General features: G+C 70.5%; 22 protein-coding genes, 1 tRNA gene and 1 pseudogene. 13 read left to right on the forward strand and 11 right to left on the reverse strand.

What is annotated here, in order from left to right; translation table 11 throughout:
• The first annotated feature begins 17 nt into the window (after positions 1–17).
• From A6A25_RS25550 to A6A25_RS25595, 9 genes and pseudogenes are all read left to right on the forward strand, one after another.
• Entirely contained in the window at positions 18–623 is a 606-nt protein-coding gene (locus tag A6A25_RS25550) for a GTP-binding protein (RefSeq protein ID WP_073894069.1), read from the forward strand.
• A gap of 34 nt (positions 624–657) precedes the next feature.
• A complete protein-coding gene (locus A6A25_RS25555; RefSeq protein WP_073894072.1) occupies positions 658–1,026 on the forward strand; it encodes a thioredoxin family protein in 369 nt (122 codons plus the stop codon).
• Positions 1,023–1,493, forward strand: a pseudogene (locus A6A25_RS25560) (peroxiredoxin); the annotation flags it as partial. The gene A6A25_RS25555 and the pseudogene A6A25_RS25560, both read left to right, overlap by 4 nt.
• Before the next feature lie 262 nt (positions 1,494–1,755).
• Entirely contained in the window at positions 1,756–3,645 is a 1,890-nt protein-coding gene (locus A6A25_RS25565; RefSeq protein WP_073894078.1) for a hypothetical protein, read from the forward strand.
• A gap of 944 nt (positions 3,646–4,589) precedes the next feature.
• Positions 4,590–6,317, forward strand: coding sequence for a hypothetical protein (locus A6A25_RS25575; RefSeq protein WP_073894083.1), 1,728 nt, complete (start codon positions 4,590–4,592; stop codon positions 6,315–6,317).
• Positions 6,318–6,321: 4 nt separating this feature from the next.
• Entirely contained in the window at positions 6,322–6,906 is a 585-nt protein-coding gene (locus tag A6A25_RS25580; protein ID WP_073894085.1) for a hypothetical protein, read from the forward strand.
• Between the two features lie 60 nt (positions 6,907–6,966).
• Positions 6,967–7,662 carry a vWA domain-containing protein gene (locus A6A25_RS25585; protein WP_073894088.1) on the forward strand — a complete coding sequence of 232 codons (696 nt, stop codon included), beginning with the start codon at positions 6,967–6,969 and terminating at the stop codon, positions 7,660–7,662.
• On the forward strand, positions 7,659–9,050 hold the full coding sequence (locus tag A6A25_RS25590; RefSeq protein WP_073894091.1) for a protein phosphatase 2C domain-containing protein: 1,392 nt from the start codon (positions 7,659–7,661) through the stop codon (positions 9,048–9,050). The genes A6A25_RS25585 and A6A25_RS25590 overlap by 4 nt, the downstream gene beginning before the upstream one ends.
• Positions 9,034–10,323: a protein kinase domain-containing protein gene (locus A6A25_RS25595; RefSeq protein ID WP_073894094.1), complete on the forward strand. Its 1,290-nt coding sequence runs from the start codon at positions 9,034–9,036 to the stop codon at positions 10,321–10,323. The genes A6A25_RS25590 and A6A25_RS25595 overlap by 17 nt, the downstream gene beginning before the upstream one ends.
• Here A6A25_RS25595 and A6A25_RS25600 read toward each other — a convergent pair whose 3' ends face one another.
• Positions 10,324–10,674, reverse strand: coding sequence for a hypothetical protein (locus tag A6A25_RS25600; RefSeq protein ID WP_143193403.1), 351 nt, complete (start codon positions 10,672–10,674; stop codon positions 10,324–10,326).
• A gap of 406 nt (positions 10,675–11,080) precedes the next feature.
• Between A6A25_RS25600 and A6A25_RS25605 the strand changes: the two genes are divergently transcribed.
• Both A6A25_RS25605 and A6A25_RS25610 read left to right on the forward strand, forming a co-directional pair.
• Positions 11,081–11,401, forward strand: coding sequence for a protein DA1 (locus A6A25_RS25605; protein ID WP_073894100.1), 321 nt, complete (start codon positions 11,081–11,083; stop codon positions 11,399–11,401).
• A gap of 207 nt (positions 11,402–11,608) precedes the next feature.
• On the forward strand, positions 11,609–12,316 hold the full coding sequence (locus A6A25_RS25610; RefSeq protein ID WP_241828908.1) for a class I SAM-dependent methyltransferase: 708 nt from the start codon (positions 11,609–11,611) through the stop codon (positions 12,314–12,316).
• Between the two features lie 3 nt (positions 12,317–12,319).
• Here the strand turns inward: A6A25_RS25610 and A6A25_RS25615 are convergent, their stop codons facing one another.
• The 6 genes from A6A25_RS25615 to A6A25_RS25640 all read right to left on the reverse strand — a co-directional run bounded on the left by A6A25_RS25615 (position 12,320) and on the right by A6A25_RS25640 (position 18,662).
• A complete protein-coding gene (locus tag A6A25_RS25615) occupies positions 12,320–13,228 on the reverse strand; it encodes a DMT family transporter (protein WP_073894290.1) in 909 nt (302 codons plus the stop codon).
• Positions 13,229–13,232: 4 nt separating this feature from the next.
• Complete coding sequence (locus A6A25_RS25620) at positions 13,233–14,720, reverse strand: class I adenylate-forming enzyme family protein (protein ID WP_241828909.1); 1,488 nt, start codon at positions 14,718–14,720, stop codon at positions 13,233–13,235.
• 162 nt (positions 14,721–14,882) lie between these two features.
• Positions 14,883–15,890, reverse strand: coding sequence for a methyltransferase (locus A6A25_RS25625; protein ID WP_241828910.1), 1,008 nt, complete (start codon positions 15,888–15,890; stop codon positions 14,883–14,885).
• 57 nt (positions 15,891–15,947) lie between these two features.
• Positions 15,948–16,655, reverse strand: a complete 708-nt coding sequence (locus A6A25_RS25630) for a winged helix-turn-helix transcriptional regulator (protein ID WP_073894109.1) — start codon at positions 16,653–16,655, stop codon at positions 15,948–15,950.
• 128 nt (positions 16,656–16,783) lie between these two features.
• A complete protein-coding gene (locus tag A6A25_RS25635) occupies positions 16,784–17,086 on the reverse strand; it encodes a hypothetical protein (RefSeq protein ID WP_198932858.1) in 303 nt (100 codons plus the stop codon).
• Positions 17,087–17,171: 85 nt separating this feature from the next.
• Positions 17,172–18,662 carry an MFS transporter gene (locus A6A25_RS25640; protein WP_083668663.1) on the reverse strand — a complete coding sequence of 497 codons (1,491 nt, stop codon included), beginning with the start codon at positions 18,660–18,662 and terminating at the stop codon, positions 17,172–17,174.
• A 120-nt stretch (positions 18,663–18,782) separates the two neighbouring features.
• On the opposite strand from A6A25_RS25640, the gene A6A25_RS25645 reads away from it, so the two are divergent.
• Positions 18,783–19,448 (forward strand): winged helix-turn-helix transcriptional regulator, encoded by a 666-nt coding sequence (locus A6A25_RS25645; protein WP_073894111.1) that lies wholly within the window; start codon positions 18,783–18,785, stop codon positions 19,446–19,448.
• A gap of 563 nt (positions 19,449–20,011) precedes the next feature.
• Here the strand turns inward: A6A25_RS25645 and istB are convergent.
• The 4 genes from istB to A6A25_RS25665 all read right to left on the reverse strand — a co-directional run bounded on the left by istB (position 20,012) and on the right by A6A25_RS25665 (position 23,037).
• Complete coding sequence (istB, locus tag A6A25_RS25650) at positions 20,012–20,815, reverse strand: IS21-like element helper ATPase IstB (RefSeq protein WP_073894114.1); 804 nt, start codon at positions 20,813–20,815, stop codon at positions 20,012–20,014.
• Positions 20,815–22,056, reverse strand: a complete 1,242-nt coding sequence (gene istA / locus A6A25_RS25655; protein WP_073894117.1) for an IS21 family transposase — start codon at positions 22,054–22,056, stop codon at positions 20,815–20,817. Before istA ends, istB begins: the two co-directional genes overlap by 1 nt.
• 247 nt (positions 22,057–22,303) lie before the next feature.
• Positions 22,304–22,750, reverse strand: a complete 447-nt coding sequence (locus A6A25_RS25660) for a hypothetical protein (RefSeq protein WP_143193405.1) — start codon at positions 22,748–22,750, stop codon at positions 22,304–22,306.
• A 201-nt stretch (positions 22,751–22,951) separates the two neighbouring features.
• Positions 22,952–23,037: transfer RNA gene (locus tag A6A25_RS25665), tRNA-Leu, on the reverse strand.
• A 310-nt stretch (positions 23,038–23,347) separates the two neighbouring features.
• Here A6A25_RS25665 and A6A25_RS25670 point away from each other — a divergent pair.
• A complete protein-coding gene (locus A6A25_RS25670; protein WP_143193406.1) occupies positions 23,348–23,599 on the forward strand; it encodes a hypothetical protein in 252 nt (83 codons plus the stop codon).
• Positions 23,600–23,814 lie beyond the last annotated feature (215 nt).

A 23,814-nucleotide genomic window follows, 5' to 3' on the forward strand; every position in this document is an offset into this window, starting at 1 on the left:
GGGAAGGGCGACGCACCATGAACATCCACGATTTCGGTCCAGTGAAGAAGGTCGGCTCGGTCACCTCCACGAAGATCGTGGTGGCGGGCGGGTTCGGTGTGGGGAAGACGACCTTCGTCGGCGCGGTCTCGGACATCCAGCCCCTGAAGACCGAGGCGATGATGACCGTCGTCAGCAACGAGCTGGACGACACCACCCGGATCCCGAACAAGATGGCGACCACGGTGGCGATGGACTTCGGCCGGGTGGCGCTGAGCGACGACCTGCTGCTCTACCTGTTCGGCACACCGGGGCAGGAGCGGTTCTGGTTCATGTGGGACCACCTCGTGCGCGGCGCGCTCGGCGCCGTCGTGCTGGCCGACAGCCGGCGTCTGGCCGACTCGTTCACCTCGATCGACTTCTTCGAGAACCGCAAGATCCCCTACGCCGTGGGGGTCAACACGTTCGACGGGATCCTGCACCACCCCCTCGAACACGTCCGGCGGGCGCTGTCGATCGACCCGAGCATCCCGGTGCTGCGCTGCGACGCGCGTGATCGTGCCGAGGTGAAGCAGACGCTGCTGCAGCTGGTCGCCTACGTGATGCAGAAGGTCGAGCAGGTCGCCGACCCGGTGACGGTGTGAGGAGTGGTGGTCGACGTGGAAGGAGCGGTGACCGATGTCGGAGACCGGCCGTGAAGTGATCGAGCTGGACGTGCCGTCGTACCAGGAGCTGATCAAGAGCAACGACGTGATCGTCATCGACATCTCGGCGGACTGGTGCGGCCCGTGCCAGGCGTTCACCGAGGTGTTCCGCAGCGCCGCGGGGAACTACGACGACGTCGTGTTCGCCTCGATCGACACCGACGAGCAGCCCGAGCTGGGCACGGCGTTCAACGTGAAGACGATACCCACGATCGCGGTCATGCGGGCCGGGGCGCTGATCTTCGCGCACGAGGGCTCGCTGAGCGAGCGGGCGTTGGCCGACGTGATCCGCCAGGCCCGCGCGCTCGACGTGGAGCAGGTGCGGCGTTCGGTCGTGGGCTGAGCGGGACGAGGAGGTGTGTTGTGTTGGAGATCGGTTCGCAGGCTCCCGACTTCACCCTGGAGGACGACAACCGCAGGCCGGTCACGTTGTCGTCGTACGCCGGTGACAAGAGCGTCCTGCTGGTGTACTACCCGCGCGCGTTCACCCCCGTCTGCCGGGGCGAGCTGTGCCGGATCCGCGACGAGATCGAGGTCTACCGCAGCTACAACGTCCAGGTGCTCGGCGTGTCGGTCGACTCGCCGTTCTCGCTGCGGGAGTGGGCCGAGCGGCAGAAGTACCCGTTCCCGCTGCTGTCGGACTTCTGGCCGCACGGAGAGGTGGCCACGACCTACGGGACGTTCAACGACGCCGAGGGCATCGCCCGGCGCGGCACGTTCCTGATCGACACCGAGGGCATCATCCGGTTCGCCGAGGTGCAGGAGGGCGATGAGCCGCGCGACCAGGACGTGTGGAAGGAGGCCGTGGCCAGCGCGCTGGGTCCGCCGAAGGCGCCGAGCATCTCCGTGCCCACCGCGGTCGGCAGCTGGATCGACCTGCCGCCGGAGCAGGGGGACGGGACGGGCTGAAGTCACCGCGAAGCCGCACGACCGGGGTGGGGCCGCGGTCGTGCGGCTCGCCGTTCACGCTTTGGACTCGGAATGGCTTGTCGGCGACAAAAACCATGCAACCGACCACCGCGGTGTGGTCCCCTGGTGATCGGGTCGGGGGACACCGTTGTGGGGGGTTGGGATGAGCGAGGACAAATCGACGGCACAGCCACCGGCGGCCGAACCGCCGGGTGCCGTGTCGGCAGAGCCGGAGAACACGGACGTACAGCCGCCGACGGCGGACCAGGAAGCACCGACCACCGAAACGGCGACCACCGAACCGCCGGCGGACCCCGCACCGGCCGAACCGGTAGCACCGCGGGCCACCGAGGCGGCGGCCGACTCGCCCGCCGCCGGACCGGCCCCGGCTGACGCGACCGCTGCCCCAGCCGCTGAGCCGGCGGCCGTTGGAGCGGCGGCCACCCAGTCGGCCGAACTCGCGGCGGCTCACCCGACCGTGGCGGTGAATCCGTGGGCGCGGCCGAACGGGCCGCAGGAACAAGCCGTGTGGGTCGACCCGACGCCGACCGACCCGATCCTGCGCATCCTCCCGACGCCGCCCGAGCCGAAGTCCACCGCGGCCGCCGTGCTGCTGAACCTGACCGGGGTCGGTGCCGGCTACTTCTACCTGCGCCGACGCTGGCAGGCGTGGACGGCGACGGTCCTCGCCGTCGCGCTCGTCGGCGTCGCGTTCGCCACCAACGCGGCGGCCAACCCGTGGTTGTGGCGCAGCCTGGCGGCGGTCTGGCTGGTGGTCCTCGTCCTCGACGCGCGGCGGATCGCGGTGAAGCACCCGCCGATCGCCAATCGCCGGCCCGTGGTGGTCGGGGCGGTCGCGGTGGTCGCCGTGGTGGGCGCGTACACCGGGTACGGCGTGCTGGGTCGCGGCGCCTACGACGACGGGCTCGCCGCTCAGGGCCGCGGTGACTGCGTGGCGGCGACCGACCGGTTCAAGGCCGTGACCGGGCCCTACGAGCTGACGCTCAGCTCGGACATCGCCGCGGCGAACCGCGGCCTGGTCGAGTGCGCCGACTTCACCCGTGCGGCCGACTCCGAGGACGAAGCCACCGTCGTGCAGCGCTACGGCCAGTTCCGCCGCGACCACCCGGACAGCCCGCTGGGCCCGTTCGTCCGCGAGAAGCTGATCGAGACCTACACGACCTGGGCCCGCGGCCTGCGTGACGAGGGCAGGCTGTCCGATTCGATCAAGGTCTACCGCGACCTGCTCGCCGAGGACGAGTCGTTCGCCCCGGAGGTCGCCGACACCTACCTGCGGCTGGCGAAGAAGCTCACCTCCGAGACGCCCGTCGGCGCCAGCGCGGCGGCCACCGCTCTTGAGGCGATCGCCGACGACTTCGGTGACACGCCAGCCGCCAAGGAGGTGCCCGCGGCGTTCGACGCGCTCTACGCGGCGGCCACCGCGCCGCTCGCCGCCGGCAAGCCGTGCGAGGTGGTGGACGTCTTCGGCTTCTTCGCGGAACTGACCAACAAGGTCGCCGAGAAGGTGGCGGGCCAGGCGAAGGAGCAGTACCCGCGCGTCATGCTCGACTGCGGGCTGGGCGAGCTGCGGGACGGCCAGGCGGAGGCCGCGGTCGTCACACTGGACCGGTTCATGAGGATCTTCCCCGAGCACGGCAGCCTGCCGCAGGCCAGATCGGCGCGGATCGCCGCCGCGGTGGCCATCGGCACGGGCGCGCGGGTGCCGGTGCCCGCACCCCTCGGCGAGGGCGGCCCGATCACGATCAGCTTCTACAACACCGTCAACAGCGAGATCACCATCAAGCTGGCGGGCTCCACCGCGCACGAGTTCACCCTGCCGCCGTGCACGACGTGCCCGGAGTTCCACCCGCCCGGCACCGGCGACGCCGCCTGCGACTCGCCTGTCGGGCGACCCTTGTTCGCCGTCAGCCTGCGCGAGGGCACCCACCACGTGCTCGCCGACTTCGCGGGCAGCGGAGAGCTGGCCAAGCAGTTCGACGCCAGCCCTGGCGGGTTCGACCTCTACTGCCTGTGGGTGGAGAGAAACCGCTGATCCGAAGGCCGCGCGTCCGGACCGACCACAGGTCCGGCCGCGCGTCCGGAGAACGTCCGTCAGTACTCGTAGAAGTAGCCGGTCACGTCCACGACGAGGTCGAGGGTGCCGTCGCTGCCGTTGTGGAACGCCGCCGTCACGTTCTCGGTGACGGCGAGGTTGTTGGTCACGGCACCCGCGGTGAAGTTCAGCGTGGCGGCGTTCGGTCGGGGGCGGACCGGGTTCGGGTGGTAGGCGGTGAGGTACTTCTACCGCGAAACCACCGTCGCCTGTGACGAAGTTCCTGGTTCGCTGCACTCGGCTGCTCCGGCCGGTCGTTCCCGGGTGCGGTGGTCGGGCCCTGCGAACCTGGAGTACTTCAATGCGGGATGACCTCCACAGGTGCCGGGTCTGCGGCTCGTGGCACGAGGAACCGCCGTGGGGTGCGGATGGCGAGGTTGCCTCGTTCGACATCTGCGACCGCTGCGGCGTCGAATTCGGTTATGAGGACTCGACCCCGGAGTCGGTTCTCGCCTATCGCGCGGCCTGGCTCGCATCGGGTGCCCAGTCGGCTGATCGACGCGGTGACTCGGGTATCGGCGGCAATGTGAGGAATCGTCGCGGAATTGCGTGAGTGGGTTCCGGTGCGACGGGCTGAGCTGGGAAGATCAGCAGTCGGTGATGGTCCCGGTGTGATCGGGTGACCGCGACAGTCCGACCCGTCGGTAGCCCGATAATTGCGGATTGCGTAGGCTCGGATTGTTGCGGCTAATGCTCTTTTGTCGTATCGGTCACCGTCGCGCAATGACTCCGATACGATGCCGCCGAGACGAGTAACGACGGTCCGGGACGTCGCGATACCGCGATCGGTGAGCCACCTGGCAGGTCTTGGCGGCTTCGTGTGCACGTGCGACGAGAACGAGGTTCGAGTGGTGTCGAAGAGTCCCGAGGCGAGCCTTCGGGAATTGGCCGGATTACCCGCCTACCGCGACCTCGCCTCCGGGCTCGTTCGGCTGGCGGACGACCTGGGGAACGGCAACACCGCACCCTGGCGAGGCGTGGACCTGCTCGCGTTCTTCGATGCCGAGGCGGTGGTGGGGCAGCGGCGGGGACTGGTGGCGTGGTGCGCCCGGCACGTCGATGTCGTCCGCACGGTGCTGCTCTTCCTGCCCCTGCTGGTCACGTGGGGTGGCATCTACTTCGCGGTGCAGGCGTACCGGGAGCTGCTCAACGCGCCGCGGGCCGAGCAGGAGCAGTTCGCCGAGGCCTCGTTCCTGCAGATGTGGACGCGTGGGTTCGGCGACCGGACGTGGGTGACGCTCGACGTGGTCGCCCTGCTCGACTTGTGCGCCATCCTCGCGGTGGTCGTGTTCTTCGTGGGCGGCACGCTGCTGCAGCGCCGCGCGGCGGAGGCGGAGGAGCGTGACCGGTTGCTGAAGGTCGACGCGTTGCGGGACGTGCTGATCGAGGCGGGGGCGGCCGTGCGCGGGGTCGAGGACCAGGTGGTGGACCGGCTGACGGACAGCGCCAAGGAGCTGCTCCCGGTCTACGACGAGACCCTCCGCCGGCTCGTGGACGCGCAGAAGGTGCTGGCGGAGCTGGTGGACGACGGACGCGCCAACATCACCGAACTCGTGCGTGCGACGGGAGACCTCGCCCGGACGGGGGCCGTGATCGCGGGCAGCGCCAAGAGCCTGGAGGGGCCCACCACCGAGCTGGCCACGCGCGTCCGGGAGATGGAGACCGTGACCGGGGCGTTCGCGGCGGGCGTGCAGGAGGTCAACGCCAACCTGCCCGCCGCGCGGGACGACCTGCTCGCCGTCGTGCGCGCGGTCGGTGAACTGCACGGCCGGCTGAACGACATCTACCACGCCCGGGTCGACGACCTGCGCGACGAAGCGGCCGCCCACAGCGCCGCCGTCGCGGAACTCGCCAAGGCTCGCGAGGAACTGGTCGTGTCGATCGAGGCCGGGAAGCGCGGCCTCGCGGAGTTCGTCGACGCCGCCAACGCCCTCGCGGTGGGCGGCAAGGCGATCGTGGACAGCTCGGACGGCCTGAAGTCCAACGTGGAGGCGCTGGCGCGGTCCACCGACCGGTTCGGCGACCGGGTCGACACGCTCGTCACCGGTGCCGAAGGGCTGAACAGCAAACTGCCGGCGGCGCAGCAGCAGGTGCTCGACGTCCTGGCGGGCATCCGCGAGCTCGGCGCGAAGCTCGACGGCATCCACGCCCGCCAGGAGGTCGTCACGCAGGAACTGGGCGTGCTCGCCGACAACCCGTTGGCCGCCGCCACGGCCGCCAACCGCACCGCGAAGTTGGCCAAGGAAACCGAAGCCGTGCTGCGGACCGTGGTCGCCGACCTCCCGGCGCAGATGGAACACCTGCGCAAGTCCGTGGTCGTCGCCCTGGACCGCGAGTTGGAGGAGCGCCGTGCCGCGGCGGGCCAGGTCGGTGACTCGTTCGTCAAGTTCGACGAGTCCGCGGTCAAGGCCGCGCAGGCACTCCAACGCGCGGTGGACGACCTGCGCGCCGCCCCGGCGCTGCTGCTCCCGGAACTCCACGCGGTGTCGGTGGAACTGGCCGACAGCGCCCAGCAGAGCCGCCGGGTGGTCGAGGCGATGACCCGCGTGGTCGAACTCGACAGCCAGGTCAGGCGGCGGTGGTGGCGGCGCGGGTCGGGACGGGCGGGCTGACGCGGTGAAGCGCCGTGCGGAGAGCGGGTCCAACCTCGTGGGTGTGGTCGGCTGGATCTTCGCCGACTCCCTGCTGGTGCTCGTCGTCATCTTCCTCGCGACGCAGACCGGCGGCGCGGTGAGCACCCCTACTACCTCCACCAAGACCACGACGACCACGACCACGTCGACACCGCCGCCCGGCGTGGACAGCGCGTTCATCTGCTTCCGGGTCACCGCCGACCCGACCCTGCTGACGGGGCGCGCGTCACCGGAGCGGGACGCCCACCTCAAGGCCGTCGAGGACCAGGTGGTGGCCCGCTTGTCCCAGCCCGACCTCAACGGGCGCAGGGCGGGCGTCGTGCTGTCCTTCGGCGTCGCCGACCAGCCGACCAGCGGAGCGGACCGGGCGAAGGCGTTCAACGCCGAGATCCTGCCCAGGCTCGGCGCGTTCTCGCACCGCGACGACGGCGGCCTGGTGGCCAGCCGGGCGTTCTGGGGTGGCAACCCCAAGGAAGGCAAGCCCGACGGGTCCATCACCGTCAACGTCTACCCCATGATCGAAGGCCGCCACGGGCCCTTGAACACCGTCCCCGTGGAGGACTGCTGACCCCCGACCGCCCCCGAACGCACGAACCTGATCGACGCACGCCCCGGACAGGAGTTCCCCGTGACTTCCGATCTGCCCGGTGGGGCCATCTCCCACCGACCGCTCCGCTTCTTCTGGATGCTCGACGTGTCGGGCTCCATGGCCGGCCAGAAGATCGGCCAGCTCAACCACGCCATCCGCGAAACCCTGCCGGAGATGGTCGCCTCCGCCGACGAGAACCCGCACGCCGCGGTCGAGGTCCGCGCGATGACGTTCAGCACCGGCTACCGCTGGATGACGCCGCGACCCGTGCCGCTCGCCGATTTCAGCTGGGCCGACGTCTCGGTCAGCGGCATCACCGACATGGGCGCCGCGATGAAGGCCATGGCCGCGGAGCTGTCCGTGGACAACATGCCCGAGCGCGGCCTGCCACCGGTGATCGTGCTGGTGTCGGACGGCCAGCCCACCGACGACATCGACAGCGGGCTGCGCGCGCTGATGGACCAGCCGTGGGGCAAGCGGGCCATCCGCATCGCGATCGGGATCGGCCCGGACGCGGACCTCGACGTGCTGCGCCAGTTCATCGCGCACCCCGAGATCGAACCGCTGACCGCGCGCAACCCCCGCGACCTCGTCCAGTTCATCAAGTACGCGTCCACGACCGTGCTCAAGTCGGCCTCCTCGCCCGCGAGCCAGCCGGTGGGCACGCAGTTCCTCGGCACACCGCCGCCGCCTCCGCCACCGCCCACCACCTCGGCCGAGGACCTCGTCTGGTGAACGTCGTGAACCAGGTGGTCGACGCCCTGAAGGGCAGGGGGAGAAGACAGCAGCGGAACTGGCGGGCCGCCCACCACTCGGCGTTGGGCGCCTCCCACGTCCGCGACGGGATCAGCTGCCAGGACTACAGCGACAGCCGGGTGCTCGACGACGGCAAGTGGGCGTTCGTCGTCGTCGCGGACGGCCACGGCTCGGAGCGCCACTTCCGCAGCGATCGCGGCGCGCAGCTGGCCGTGCAGACCATGAGGGAGGTGTTCCTCGCCTTCCACGAGCGCGTGCGCGCCGCGCGGGAGAGCGTCGACCCGGGTGACCTGCACGCCTTGTGGGAGCAGGAGACCAGTCACGTCGTCCCGACGTGGCGGGCGATGGTGCACGCCGACCTCGTGGCCGAGCCACCGGTGCTGCCGGGCAGGCAGGGCGGTGAACGCGGGATCATCCGGTTCGTCACCAAGTTCGCCGAGCACAACGGGCTCGCCCAGACCGAGCAGCTGTTCTGGCAGCTGCGCGGGTTCGCGCAGTACGCGGGGCAGTGGACGGCGCCGACGCCCGCGGAGCTGGGCCCGCTGCCCCTGCCCGACGACCCGCGGTGGGACCTGCCGAAGCTCGGGAGCTGGCAGGCGAAGGCGTACGGCACGACGGTGCTGGGCGTGATCGTGGGCCCCGATTCACTCCACTGGGTCCAACTCGGCGACGGTGCGCTGGTGAAGATCGTCGGCGGCCAGGCGAGCTACCTGGTGCCGCCGCCACCGGAGGCGATCGGCAACATGACCCCGTCGCTGTGCGACGACAACGCGCCGGACGGCATCCGGGTCGGCACGATCCCGCTCGACCACGGTCACGTGCCGTCCGCGATCGTGCTGACGACCGACGGGGTGGTGAACTCCTACCGCGAGGAACGGGGGTTCTTCCAGTTCTGCCAGGACGTCGCGGAGCGCGCCAGGGCGGCGGGCGGGCCGACGCGCGACGGGCGGGGCAGGTCGGTGTTCGTCGACGACCTGGAACGCTGGCTGCCCGAGATCTCGCGCAGGGGCAGCGGGGACGACATGAGCGTCGCGCTGGCCTGGGCGGGCGAGGTGCCGACCGACCACCGCGACGAGGCTCCACCGGCCTCGGTGCAGGTGCTCCCCGAATCGACGGGTGCCGTGGACGTGGCGGCGGAGTCCGCGGAGCGCGAGGCCGCCTCGCCGCCCGCGGAGATCGCGGAGCCGGCCTCCGAAGACCTCGAGCAGGTGCCCGAGGACCGGCCCGGCGTGAGCATCCACAACCCCACCACCGGGCTCGCCCGCACGCGGGTCGACACCGACCTCGCCGAAGCGGACGTGGCGCCGGACGAGTCCGCGCAGACGAACACGGGAAGGGGCGTGACCGGCGATGATCAAGGCCGGTGAGCGGCTCGACAGCGAGTCCGGTACGCCGATCACGGTCGGGGACGTGCTCGGCGCGGGCGGTCAGGGCGAGGTCCGGGAGGGGCGGACCCCGGACGGCCGGGTCGTCGCGATCAAGTGGTACCTGCCGCCGTTCCAGACCGACGAGCTGCGCCGGAACATCACCTACCTGGTGAACGAGCACGCACCGTCGGCGAAGTTCCTCTGGCCCGAGGACATCGTGTTCAAGGACGGCGAGTTCGGGTACGTGATGCCGTTGCGGCCGCCGGACTACGTCGGCCTGACGCGAGTGCTCGGGCGCAAGGTCCCGATGAGGTTCCGGCAGCTGGTGCAGGCCGCCGGGCACACCGTGTCGGCGTTCAAGGCGTTGCAGGCCAAGGGCTTGTTCTACTGCGACATCTCCGACGGGAACCTGTTCGTCGAACCCCGCACCGGTGACATCCTGATCTGCGACAACGACAACGTCGGTTCCTCGCGCACCGCGCCCAGGGTGCTCGGCACACCCCGGTTCATGGCACCGGAGATCGTGCGCAACGAGAAGAAGCCGTCCGCGCTGACCGACAGCTTCTCGATGGCGGTCCTGCTCTTCCTGCTGCTGATGAACGACCACCCGCTGCAGGGCGAGGCCGAGTCGCGCATCCACGTGTTCGACGCGGCCGCGATGCGCCGGATCTACGGCACCCAGCCGGTGTTCATCTTCGACCCGCACGACGCGAGCAACCGCCCCATACCCGGCGTGCACGTGAACGCGCGGATCTTCTGGGACCTCTACCCGCAGGCCGTCCGGGACATCTTCACGAAGGTGTTCACCGCCGGGCTGGCGGATCCGGCGCGCCGCCCGACGTTCGGCGAGTGGGAGGCGGCGATCTCGGCGACGTTGGACGCGATCTTCGCGTGCCCGCACTGCAAGCGGGAGAACTTCTACTGCGCCACCAGGCGCGCGGCGACCTGCTGGGGTTGCCGGAAGCCCATGCAGGTGCCCATGAAGCTCGTCATCGACGGCCGGCGGACCGTCGTGCTGGACCGCGACACCAAGTTGTACGCCCACCACGTGAACCGGCGCGGTGACGTGGTGCTGACCGATCCGCCGCTGGCCGAGGTCGCGAAGCACCCCGAGCAGGACAGGTACGGGTTGAAGAACCTGAGCACGCTGCCGTGGTTCGTGACGCCACCCGGTTCGCAGGTCGCGACCCCCGTCGCGCCGGGGCGGTCGGTCGCGCTGGTGCCGGGCTCGCAGATCGAGTTCAACGCCGTCAGCGCGGTGATCGAGCAGTAGTCAGTGGTCGCCGTGCGCGCTGAACGTGCGGATCGCCCCGCTGGGGTTCCCGGACGACGTGCACGGCGACCACTGGCAGTGCCAGTAGGAACCGGACACCCAGCAGCTCAGGCGACCGCACGAGCCGCACTGGACGAAGGAGTCGGCGGTGCACCGGGGACAACCGGGGAATCCCTCACCGATCCGCAGGCCGCCGTCGATGGTGGTGGCGTCGTACCGCTCGCCACGGGCCTTGGCCTCGTCGATCGCGAAGGCCCAGTTCGCGTACCAGGAGTCGGGGTGCTGCTCCACCCTGAGCCTGTACAGCGCGGACCCCTGGCGGCAGCGGGCGAGTACCACGTCCGCTCTCATCAGGCGAGCTTAGCCGTGAACGCCGGCGACGTGTGTGTCGTGTGCGGTAACGGAGTGGGCTTCTCGTGGGCGGTGGACCACTTCGGGGAGTCGATGTGCCACGCGTGTTCCCGCGGTGCCCGGTGTTGGAGCTGCTCGGCGGCCACGGGCGGCTCCGGCGTGCGCGCCCGGACCGTGCTGGACGACGGCAGGACCAGGTGCGGGCGCTGCTCGGCCTGGGCCGTGGACCGGCAGTCCGACGTCGGTGCGGTGGTGAGCCTGGTCCGACCCCTGCTGCACTCCTACGGCATCCGGCTGCCGAACCGGGTCCGGGTCGAACTGACCTCCCCCGACCACCTCGGACAGCTCGCCGGCACGTCCGTGCACGGCTTGACCAGCGTCGTGCACAGCGGGGGGGACGAGCCAGGTGACGCGCCTGCTGGTGGTGTCCGGGATGCCCGCCACGCAGTTCGGCCAGGTGCTCGCGCACGAGATGGGCCACGCCTGGCTCGCGCTCTGCCCCGGTGCGGGCATCCGGGGCGCCCGTGAGGAGGAAGGGCTCTGCGAACTGGTCGCGAGCTGGTGGCTGCGCCACCGCGGCGGCCGACTGGCCCGGTACTACCTGGACCGGCTGTCGTCCAACCCGGACCCGGTCTACGGCGACGGTTACCGGGAGGCGGAGCGGCGCGCGTCCGCACGGCCACCGCACGAGGTCGTGAGGCTGGTGTCGACGACCGGCCGGATCTAGCGCGGCGTTTCGAAGTCCCGGTCGATGAGAGCCGGCCTCGGCCAAGGGACTGATTGGCGTCAGGCCGCGATCTCCGGCGGCAGCGGTTATCGTGCGGCCATGTCGAGTGGATCGCGAAACGAGTAAACCCGGCGGGCGTTCGACGCCGCCGCGACGGACTTCACCGCGCTGGGCCGCTACCTGTGGAGCCCGATCGGTGAGGCGACGGTGGCGGCCGCGGGGCCGGGGGCCGGTGACCGCGTGCTCGACGCCTGTTGCGGCACCGGCGCTTCGGCCGTGCCCGCCGCACGGCTGGTCGGGCCGGACGGTGTCGTGGACGCCGTCGACATCTCGGGTCCGATGGTCGAGGAGTTGCGCGGGAACGCGGCCGGGCTGCCGCAGCTGCACGCGCACCAGGCCGACGTCACCGCTTGGGACGGTCGCGGCTACGACGTGGTCGTGTCGGCGCTGGGCATCTTCTTCTTCCCCGACATGACCGCCGGCACGGAAAGCTCGATCGGCATGGCGCGGCCGGGTGGGCGGGTCGCCTTCACCATCTGGCGGGGTGACTCGATGGTCGCCGCCGGTCGGCACCTGAGGCTGGCGGTCGCCGAGGCCACCGCCACCGAGCCCGCACCGGAGCGGGCGCCGCACCTGATCGACGAGATCAACCAGGCGGAGCCGTACGCCGAGTGGCTGACCGGGCTCGGTCTGTCCGAAGTGGAGGTGAAGGTCAACGAGCTCCGGCTCACCATGACGCCGGAGGTCGCCTGGCTGGTGGTCCTCGGGTCCGGTTTCCGGGGTGCCCTGGCCGAGCTCGCGCCGGAGACCGTCGACACCGTTCGCGAGCTGTACCTGTCCTCGTTGCGCGACGGGGGTATCGGCGAACTCGACGCCACCACGTTGATCGGGGTCGGCACGGCGCCCGCTGAGTGACGTTCACCTCGACGCCGGGACGGCGGGGCGCGGTGTGCCGCGTGACACGGCGACACCGACCAGGCACAGCGCGCCGCCCGCCAACGCCACCAGATCCGGCACCTCGTCCAGCAGCGCCCACGACAGCAGCACGACGATCGCGGGCACCAGGTACGTCGTGGCGCCGAGCTTGCCCGTGGTCATGTGGGAGAGCGCGTACGCCCACGTGTAGAACGCCAGCGCGGTCGGCAGCAACCCCAGGTACACCACCGACACCGTCGCGCTCGCCGGCGCGTCGCGCAGGTCGCCGAGGAGCTGACCGCCGAACGGCAGGCACACGATCGCGCCGACGATGCAGCCGTACGTCGTCGCCTGCAGGGCGGACGCGTGCCGCAGCGCCGGCTTCTGCGCCACCACCCCGACCGCGTACCCGGCCGCCGCGACGAGGCAGAGCAGCACACCCCGGGTCGTCGAGCCGCCGCCACCGTCGCCGAGCCCGGCCGCCGCGACGCCCGCGAACGCGATCGCCAACCCCGCCAGCAGCCGGGCCGGGAAGCCCTCGCGGAGCAGCCACCCGGCCAGGAACGCCACCAGGATCGGGCCGACACCGACGATCAGCGCCGCCGTCCCGGCGTCCGCGTGCCGCTCACCCCAGTTCAGCGCCACCATGTACAACGCGAACCAGAACACCCCGGAGCCGATGATCCCCGGCCAGGCCGCCCTCGGCGGCACGCCGACACCGCGCACCGCGGCGACGGCGCCGAGCGCGATCGCACCGACCAGCAACCGGCCCAGCGCCAGCGACCCCGGCTCGAAGTGCTGCCCCGCGTACCGGATGCCGACGAACGCCGACGCCCACAGCACCATGGTGACCACGACCGCCGCCGCGGCCTTCCCGTTCACACCGACCTGCCCGACCCGGACCTGTGCCACCGGTTCACCCCCCTGCCAGCGCGCGCAGCTCACGCCGGCGCAGCTTCCCGGTCGGCGTGCGGGGCAACTCGGCCACGAACACCACGTCGTCCGGCACCTTGTACCAGGTCAGGGCCGCGTGCGCGCCCGCCAGCAGTTCGGCGCGCACCTTGTCCGGCGACGCGTGGTCGGCCAGCGCCACGAAGGCGCGCAGGGTCGTGACACCGGTCTCGCGCCGCGCCGAGCACACCGCCGCCTCGCGCACGTCGGGGTGCCGCATCAGGAAGTCCTCGGTCTCCGCCGGGTGCACGTTCTGGCCGCCGACGATCTCCACGTCGTCCAACCGGCCGTGCAGCCGCACGTACCCGTCCTCGTCCACGGTGGCCGCGTCACCGGTGGCGTACCAGGAATCCCCGGCACGCGACGGCGGATCGCCACCCCGTGCGACGCCCGGCGCGATCGACGGGCCTGCCACCTCCAGCGCACCCGGCACGCCCGGTGGCACCTCAGCCCCCGCCCCGTCCACGATCCGCAGCCGGTACGGCGGCAGGACCCGCCCGATCGTGTGATCACGGTGGTGGCCGGTCGCGTTGGCCACCACTGCGTGCCCGATCTCCGTGGTGCCGAAGATGTTCAGCAGCCGCTCGCCGAGCACCCGCCGCAGCCGTGACTCCAACACGTCCGGCAGCACCTCGCCGGCGACCAGCGCCAGCCGCAGCCCGGACAGCAGCCCGTGGTCGGGGTGGCGCACCAGCCGGGCGTAGAAGCTCGGCTGGCCGTAGAACACCGTCACGCCGTGGTCCTCGATGATCCGCAGCGCATCGTCCTCGGTGGCGCGTTCCGGTGACAGCACCGTCGTGCCGCCACCGTGCAGCGGGAAGAACAGCGAGTTGCCCAGCCCGTAGGCGAAGTACATCCGCGACACCGAGAACGTGACGTCGTCCGGCGTGATGCCGACGACCGACCCGATTGCCCGCTCGTACACGCCCGGGTCGCCGTGGGTGTGGAAGCACAGCTTCGGGTCACCCGTGGTGCCGGACGTGAACACCGCGTACGCCGGGGTGTCGGGCGTGGTCGGCGCGTACGGCACGACACCGTCCGCCCGCAGGTCCTCGGGCGCGATCACGGCGACCGCCGGACCGCCCGGGTCCTCTTCGGCCACGACGGCGTCCGGCTCGGCGATCCGGATCGCGCGGCGCACCTCGTCCGGGTGCATGGTCGAGTTCACCGGCACGGCGACCGCGCCGATCCGCAGGGCGCCGAGGAACGCCCACACCAGGTCGATCCCGTCCGGCAGGAGCAACGCGATCCGGCTGCCCGCGCCGAGTCCGCGCGCGGTGTACGCGGCGGCGGCCCGGCCCGCGCCCTCGTAGACGTCGGCGAACCGGTAGCTCTCGGCGCCGACGTGGTAGGCGGGCCGGTCCAGCCAACCCCCGTCGCGGGCGAGGCCTTCCAGTCGTTCGACCAGGTTCCCGACTCCGCGCTGCTCCGCACCCGCGGTGCGAGCGGTCACCGACATGATTCCCCCCGATATCACGTCGAAAAGCGATCGGCGGCGACTTCCCCCCGGTCGCCGCCGTGGTCGAGGTTGGCGACTCCGTTCGCGGGCTGTCAAGCGGTCCACCCCGGCCGCTCGCCTGCGAGAACCGCTTTGTCACACGATCGAGTGACGTGTTCAGCGGCCTCCGGCGAGCTGGAACTCGAGCAGGCAGCGGTGATCGGTCAGCTCGGTGACGGAGTCGAGACCCAGGTCGTGCGCCGCGCCGAGCACGCGGAACTCCTCGAGGTGGCGCTCCCGGCCACCGAAGATCACCAGCATGGCCAGGTCGCTCTCGCTGTCGGCCCGCAGGCCGCCGACCCCTTCGACGACCAGGATCCGCCCGTCCGGCCGCGCGGCCTCCGCGCACCGGCCCAGGATGCGGTGCGCGTGTTCGTCGTCCCAGTTGTGGAGGACGTCGACCAGCAGGTAGGCGTCCGCCCCGGCCGGGAGCGGGTCGAAGAAGCTCCCCGCCGTGACCCGCGCCCGCCCGTCGAGGCCGTGGGCGCTGAACGTGCGGCGGGCCTCGGCGGCGGTCCGGTCGAGGTCGACCAGGTGGCCGTGCACGTCCGGGTGGGCGGTCAGGATCGCGACGAGCAGGCCGCCCGCGCCACCGCCCACGTCCACGATCGTGGCGAAGCGGGACCAGTCGACGCCCGCGACGATCCGCGGGACCTGGTCGCGGAACCGGCGGGCCATCTGCCGGTCGAACGACTCGCGCAGGTGCGGCTGGTCGTCCAGGTCGGTGTAGAAGTCACGGCCGTAGCGGCGCGGGTAGGCCGCCTGCCCGGTGCGGACGCTGTGGACGAGGTCGACGTGGGCAAGCTCGGCGCGACCGCCGGCGGTGTCCAGGTGCAGCAGGTCGGTCAGGCGGTTGTCGGCGTCGGCGCGGAGGTGCTCACCGAACGCCGTCGTCCGGTAACCGGTGGGGGTGCGCTCGACGATGTCGAGCGTCGTGAGGTGGTTCAGCAGGAGGCCGAGCGCGACCGGGTCGACGTCCAGCTCGACCGCGAGGTCCTCGGTGGTCGCGCCGTCGCCGAGCAGGCGGTCCGGCAGGCCCAGGGTCACCGCGACCCGGAGCGCCATCGGTGTGGCCAGGCCGGCGAGGCGGAGGATCGTGTTCGCGGCACTGTCGTTTCGCTCCACGACAACCACCTTGGCACTCCTGTCAAACGCGATAGGCGGCCGTGGCGGCGAGCGCCGTTACGCGACGGGGACGGTGTCTTCCCGGTTGTCGTCTTCCCTGTTGTCGACCACGGCTGGTTCGGGTGGGACCAGCACGGCGAGCAGCCGCACGAACCCGTCGCGGTCACCCCGCACGGCGATCTCGCCCGCCGCTTCGGCGTCTTCCAGCCGCCGGGCGCCCCACACGACTTCGTGCAGCGACCCGGGATCGGTCACGACCACCGCGTCCGCGCCCGCGGCGTCGCCCCGGTCCACGTCGATGGCGCCGTCGGACACCGCGACCCGGAACCCGTCGCCACCGACCCGCAGGAACGCGTCGACGGCGAACCCGGCGGCCAGCCGCGGCTCGAACAGGCTCTTGAACGCGAGCATCACGGCATCGGCGCCGATGGCGGCGTGCCGGTCGAGCACGGGCGACCGCCCGCCCCACCGGCCGAACCCGACGATCACCGGTTCCAGCTCGCGGCCCCAGGCGGTCAGGTCGTAGACCCGCGTCGACGCGGGCCGCGGCAGCCTGCGACGCCGGACCACACCGGAGTTCTCCAACTGCCGCAGGCGCTGCGACAGCACGTCCGGGCTCGCGCCCGGTATCCCGCTGCGCAGGTCGGTGAACCTCTTGGGACCGAACAACAGCTCGCGGACCACCAGCAGCGCCCACCGCTCGCCGACGAGGTCGAGCGCGTGGGCGGCCGCACAACTCTCCTCGTACTTGCGCTTGCTCGCCACGGGTACACCTGCCCAGGGTGAGGACGGTCTTGCGATGACGCCCGGGTGGCCCGGGCGGTGGTGCGGAACGGTCGGCCCGCCTCACCCGGCGCGTGCCGAGGCGGGCCGACGTCCGCGCTCGGCCCCTGCTACCCGGCGAACCGGTAGGAACCGACGAGCGTCGCGTCGCTGAACGACGGCGGGCCGCCGACGCGGTCACCGAAGCCCTTCTGGAAGTCGGCGAACGCGGCGATGTCGTCCAGCGGGTTGTCGTCGGTCTCGTGGATGACGACGTGCACGAAGGTCACGCCGTCCGCGAGCCGGAAGGTGGCGTACCGCATGCCGCCCGGGTCCTGGGCGTTGAGCTCGGTGAAGATCCGCTCGACCAGCTCCTGGTTCTCGTCGGCCGTCTCCGTGCTCTTGGCGGTGTACTGGATCACGTGCGTGCTCATGTCGTTCCTCTCGATGGTGATCTGACGGCGAGCCGCGCGGGTGGGCCGTGCCCCGGTCCACCCGCGCGACTCCGGGCGGCGGACGTCAGTCCTTCTTGGACGCCAACGCCGCCTCCGCGCCCGCGTCCGCTCCCGCCGGGTCGGGGGTCTTCCCGGGGAGCAGGAACGCGGCGAGCAGGCCCAGCACCGCGAACACCGTGGCGACCAGGAACGCGGACTGCAGGCCTTCGGTGAGGGCGATCTTGGGGTCGTCGGTCGCGAAGCCCTTCGAGACGGACAGGGCGACCGAGGTGACGATCGCGATGCCCAGGGCGCTGCCGATGTTGAACGAGGTGTCCACCAGGCCCGCGGCCAGGCCGGACTCCTCTTCGGCGACACCGTCGAGGGCGGCGATCTGCGACGCGACGAACGCCGCGCCCATACCGGGGCCGAAGATCAGCAGACCCCAGAACAGGTCACCCCAGAAGGTGCCGTTGGCCGACACGGTGATCAGCAGACCGGTGCCGACCGCGATCAGCAGCAGCGCGGGCACGCCGATCGGGCGCAGGCCGAGCTTGGTGACCGCCGCCTGGCCCGCGAACGCGCCGACGATGGACATCACGGTCATGACGGCGCTGGTGAGGCCGAACTGCAGCGCCGAGTAGTCCAGCACGTCCTGGACGTAGAGCGTCAGCGGGAACAGCATGCCGTCGACGGTGAGGCCGACCGCGAAGATCGTCAGGTTACCCGCGGTGAGGGTGCGCAGCTTGAAGATCCGCAGCGGCACCAGCGGCGCCGCCGAGCGGGACTCGATGACGATGAACAGCACCATCAGCACGGCCGCGGCGACCAGTTGGACGATGGTGCCGGTGCTGCCCCAGCCGACCTCGGGCGCGTTGATGATCGCGTAGATCATCAGCACGAGCGCGGCGGTGACGGTGATGGCGCCGGCCACGTCGAACTTGCGGACCGCGACCCGCTCCTTGGACTCGCTGATCAGGGCCGGCACGAGCAGGAAGATCGCGATGCCGACCGGGACGTTGATGAAGAAGATCCACTCCCAGCTGATGCCGGAGGTGATGACGCCGCCCAGCAGCAGGCCCGCCGTGGCGCCGATGCCGCCCAGCGCACCCCACACGCCCAGCGCCTGGTTGCGCTCGGCGGGGTCGCGGAAGACGGACACGACGATCGACAGCGCCGTGGGAGCCATGATCGCGGCCGAGATGCCCTGGACCACGCGGGCGGCGATGAGCACCCAGGGGGCCCACGCGACGCCGCACAGCAGCGACGAGACCACGAACAAGGCCGTGCCGGCGAGGAAGACCCCTCGGCGTCCCATGAGGTCGGCGACCCGGCCGAAGAACAGCATGAGGCCGCCGAAGGTGATCACGTAGCCGGTGAGCACCCACTGCACGCCGGCGACGTCGAAGTTCAGGTCCTCCTGGATGGACGGGATCGCCGTGAGGACGATCGTCGCGTCCAGGATGACCATGAAGAACGCCGTGCCGAGCAGGGCCAGCGCTTTCCAGCGGCGCGGATCCGGCGGTTCGACCGAGTCCGGCGTCGGTGATGGCTGGTCGCTCCGTTGACTGGACATCCGCTCTCCTAGGACTGGTCGGTCCTGAAAACAACTCGTTCGGTAGAACGGTACTAGCATCTAGTCCTAAAACACAACCATAGACGGCGTACAGAGGACTTCCGCTGGTAGAGTGGGGTCATGGCGACCAAGCGCAAGTACGACGACGGGTGCGCGACCGCTCACGCCCTCGACTTGGTGGGGGAGCGCTGGGCGTTGTTGATCGTGCGCGAGCTGCTGTTCGGACCGAAGCGGTTCACCGACCTGCGGACCGGCATGCCGGGGGCGAGCCCCAACGTGCTGTCGCACCGGCTGCGCGAGCTGGAGGAGTTCGGCGTGGTCCGGCGCCGCAAGCTGCCGCCGCCCGCCGCTGCCTGGGTGTACGAGCTGACGGAGTGGGGGCAGGAGCTGGAGCCCGTCATCACCTCGCTCGGGCGCTGGGGCGGCCGGTCGCCGTCACTGCGGCACGACGCCGCGATCAGCGTGGACTCGCTGATGCTCGCGCTGAAGACGCTGTTCGACCCCAGCCGCGCCGACGGCTTCACCGCCGACCTGGTGCTGCGCCTGGGCGAGGACTCGTTCCGGGTGCAGCTCTCGGCGGACCGGATCTGGATCATGCGTGGCGACCTGGACCACCCGCAGGCCGTCATCGAGACCGACCCGGTGACGCTCAACGCGCTGATCTGGAGCGGGCGCGGGCTGTCGGAGGCGATCGAGCAGGGGGACATCAAGCTCACCGGCAACCGGGAGCGCGTCGAGCGCTTCCTCGGTCTGTTCCCCCTGCCCGAGCCCGCCGTAGTCGCCTGAGGGTGTGAAGGCTCGATAGCTCGATAGCTCGATAGCTCGGAGCTTGAAAGCTTGAAAGCTTGAAAGCGTCCTCGCCGGACGGGCAGATCAGCAGGATGACCTCCCGCTCGTTCCGTCTCGGTCTCGTTGCGTCGGGGATGTCCTGTTGCGTCGTGGTCCCGGGGTGCGTGTCATCCCACCGACCTCCCTCCGGGCTACCACACGCGTCTGTCAACGGCGCTCGAATGTGGACCCAGCAGCGCCGTCTGAAAATGGACCCACCCCACTCCTTGTCGATCTTCAGTCGTTGGTCCTGGCCGCGGGGACGCGGCCGAGGTCGCGGTCCTTGAGCCGGNTTGAAAGCTTGAAAGCGTCCTCGCCGGACGGGCAGATCAGCAGGATGACCTCCCGCTCGTTCCGTCTCGGTCTCGTTGCGTCGGGGATGTCCTGTTGCGTCGTGGTCCCGGGGTGCGTGTCATCCCACCGACCTCCCTCCGGGCTACCACACGCGTCTGTCAACGGCGCTCGAATGTGGACCCAGCAGCGCCGTCTGAAAATGGACCCACCCCACTCCTTGTCGATCTTCAGTCGTTGGTCCTGGCCGCGGGGACGCGGCCGAGGTCGCGGTCCTTGAGCCGGTAGCTGTCGCCCTTGATCGAGATGACCTCGGCGTGGTGGACCAGCCGGTCGATCATGGCCGCGGCGACGACGTCGTCGCCGAAGACCTCGCCCCACCGGCCGAAGGGCTTGTTGCTGGTGACGATCAGGCTCGCCCGCTCGTAGCGGGACGAGACCAGTTGGAAGAACAGGTTGGCGGCCTCGGCCTCGAACGGGATGTAGCCGACCTCGTCCACGACCAGCAACGGGACGCGACCGAGTTTGACCAGTTCCTCCTGGAGTCGTCCGGCGTGATGGGAGTCGGCCAACCTTGCGACCCACTGCGCCGCGGTGGCGAACGCGACCCGGTGCCCGGCCTGGCAGGCCCGAATCCCCAGCCCGATCGACAGGTGCGTCTTGCCGGTGCCGGGCGGCCCGAGGAAGACGACATTCTCCCGGGCGGTGATGAAGTCCAGGGTTCCCAGGTGCGTGATCGTGTCGCGTTTCAACGAGCGTTGATGATCGAAGTCGAACTCCTCCAACGACTTGCGTGACGGGAACCGGGCGGCACGCACCCGACCCTCACCGCCGTGGGACTCACGGGCGGCGACCTCGCGTTGCAGACACGCGGCCAGGAACTCCTCGTGCGTCCAGCCCTCCGTCCGTGCCCGATCCGCCAACCTGTCGACCGCGTCGGCCAGCGAGGGTGCCTTCAACGCCCTGGTCAGATAGGCGATCTCGGAGGCCGTGTCGCGCCCGGTCGCGGCGGCGCCGGTGGCTTTGGCGGCCATCACGCCACCCCCTGACCCGCGTTGGCGTCGTCGATGCCGAGAGCCCGGTCGTAGTCGGTCAGGGCGCGGTGCTCGACCGCGGTGTCGACCGGGCGGACGGCGGCCCGTCGACGGGCCGCCCGAAGCCCGGCCGCGGCGGCCGCGTGGTCGGGGTCGGTGAGGCTCTGGTGATCGGCCCAGCACCGCTGGTGCGCGGCGACGAGGCGGCCCTGGCAGGTGACGGTCACCCGTTCGAGGTCCGCGACGACCTCGACCCGGCGGCCGATCACGTCGGGATGCACCGAGTAGTCGTTGGAGTCCAGCCGGACGTAGTGGTCACGCGGCAGCCGGACGCTCGACCTCCACCCGACCGCCGGGGCCACCGGCGGCAACTCGACCATGGCGGCCCGGTCGGCCTCCCACCGGTCCACCGGCCGGCACCCCAGGCTCCGGTGCCGCCGGCTGTTGGCCCGCACCAGCCACTCGACCAACTGCGCGTTGAAGTCGGCGGGGTCGACGAATCCCCGCCCCGGCAGGAACGAGGTCTCCAGATAGCCGTTCGCTCTTTCGACCAGGCCTTTCGCCTCCGGATCGGCAGGGCGGCACTGGATCACGGCGATGCCCAACGTCCCCCGGAAGGCGTTCATCGCCTCGGTCAACACCGGCCGACCACCCCGCCACTGCCCGACCGCGGACTCGTTGTCCCAGACCAGCGCCCTCGGGGCCCGCCCGAACCCGCTCAGCAACGCCCACTGCCCGGCCAACAGGTCCGCCGACCGCCGGGACGGGATCATCCGCGCGGTGAACACCCGCGAGTAGGCCGACACCATGACCAACACCGGCGGACGACCCGACTGCCCGAACCCGAGCGGAACGTCGACCGGCGGGAACCACAGGTCGCACTGCGCCAACTCACCCGGCTCGTAACTGGTCCGCGAGGCCGGGTCCGGCGGCGTGAACAACGGCCGCAACTCCCGGACCCGGTCCTTGAGCACCGTCATGCCGTGCCGCCAGCCGATCCGTTCCGCGATCACCGGCACCGGCATCGTCGGCCAGTCCGCGAGCAACTCCCGGATCCGCGGCTCGACCGCGTCCACGATCGAGCCCTTCACCGGCCGCCGGTACCGCGGCGGGCCCTGCGCCGCCAACGCCCGACGCACGGTGTTCCGGCCGAGACCGAGCCTGCGGGCGATCGCCCTGATCGGCATGCCCTCGGCCCGGTGCAACCGGCGGATCTCCGCCCAGTCCTCCACGTTGATCACTCCCCACTGTCAGGGAGTGGGTCCATTTTCGCCCGCCCGTACTGGGTCAGCATTCACCCGTCGGCGACAGAGGTTGACCTCTGCTCGTCGCCAGTGCGCCTGGTATGCCTTCAGCTGCCAGTTCGATGCCGCCGCCCGTACCTGCGGCATGTACTCGGCAACGGTGGGGACCGCCCTTGCGGACAGATCCGACAACGTGACGCCCAGCTCGGAGAGGAGACGACGTACCAGCTCCGCCTTGTCGAAGTCACCAGCCACGGGATGCCTCCTGGGTGACGTAGTGCTGCAGGATCAGGTCGGCGATCGTTGAGGTCGCGTGGATGGTCAGCGTGGCGATCTCAAGGCGGGCAACCAGGACCACACGGTCGTTCGTGGCCACGCCCAACCCCTGCCGGACAGCAGCGGGCAAGAACACGTGGCGGCGCTTGTCGATGCGGTATGAACCTTCTGGGTCGACCGATACGACCGCACCATCAGGCGTCACCACCACCTCGTGGCGATCACCGGGCTGCCATCCGAGTGCGTCGATCAGCCACCGGTCGCCGACGCGACCCGAGTGATCGACGCGCGTGATCGCCAACCGCAGGTCGGTGTCCTCACAACGTCGAGGAAGTGCCGGAAAGTGCTGCGGCTGCGGCGCCATCTTCGGGCGCACGGCCGGTGGGACGAACAAGGGAACAGCGCGTTCTTTCATGACAGCACCGCCGATTCAGCCTGCTGGGATTTCAGCCGCAACCGTGGTAACTGCCGCACCGTCAACACCGTTGGTAAGATCATCTAGCCCTCTTTTGAGAGTCGCAGAGGCCGAGATCCCGCCACAGACGCAAAGAAGTCCACGCAGAGTGGTCAACTTGTGACTCTGCGTGGACTTCGGCGGCTGAGATCTCAGCCGTTTTGGTGTCCGAGGGGGGACTTGAACCCCCACCCCCTTGCGGGGACTAGCACCTCAAGCTAGCGCGTCTGCCATTCCGCCACCCGGACTCGGCTCTCGCCGTGGTGTGCGCATAGATTACATGATCGTCTTCCGTGGTCCAAATCGGGGGGTCTGGAGGCGGTTTGGGCTGGTCAGGGAGGTGGTGTTGGGTTGGTGGTCGGTGGGGGTGGTGGTGGGAGGGTGGAGATCGGGAGGTGGTGGGACCCGTGGGGGTTGGGTTGATGGTGGTTGGGGGGAGGTTGAGGTGCGGTGTTGGGGGTGGAGGAGGTGTGAGGTTGGGACACTCGGTCGTGGGGTGCTGCATCGTCAGCCTATTGGGCACTGGTATTTGTTGATCTGACCGGCGACGCTGGCGCGGTGACTAATGAAGTTCCTCCTCTGATCTATGACGACGTGACGGATCTGGTGCCGGTGATGCTTCCGGCGGATGTTGCGACTCGGCTCGACATCGAGACTGAGCGCACTTCGCTGGCGCTGAGGAACCGCGTTCCGGTCTCGGTTATCCGGGCTACGCTGCTGGCTGTCGGGTTGGACAGGGCGCATGCGGCGGCCAGTGCGCTTGTTGCGCGGGCGGCGAGCATGGAGGCGCAGCGTCCTGATCCGCGGTAGTGGGGTGCTGTGGTCGGGCTGGGGCCGGTCCTGGGGTCCGGGTGGGCGTGGGACCGGTCCGGGTTGGGTGATGTGGGTTTACGGAATGTGTCGATGACACTTTTGGGCGTCGCTGGGGTGGTTGATGGGATGTCGACGTCTGTCGCAGGGTGATGTGAGGGCGGCAGGTGTGGAGCGGGGGTGGGTGAGGAATGGGGGAGCGGTTTTTGGTGCTC

It is taken from the genome of Saccharothrix sp. CB00851 (assembly GCF_001905065.1).
Taxonomy (GTDB): Bacteria; Actinomycetota; Actinomycetes; order Mycobacteriales; family Pseudonocardiaceae; genus Actinosynnema.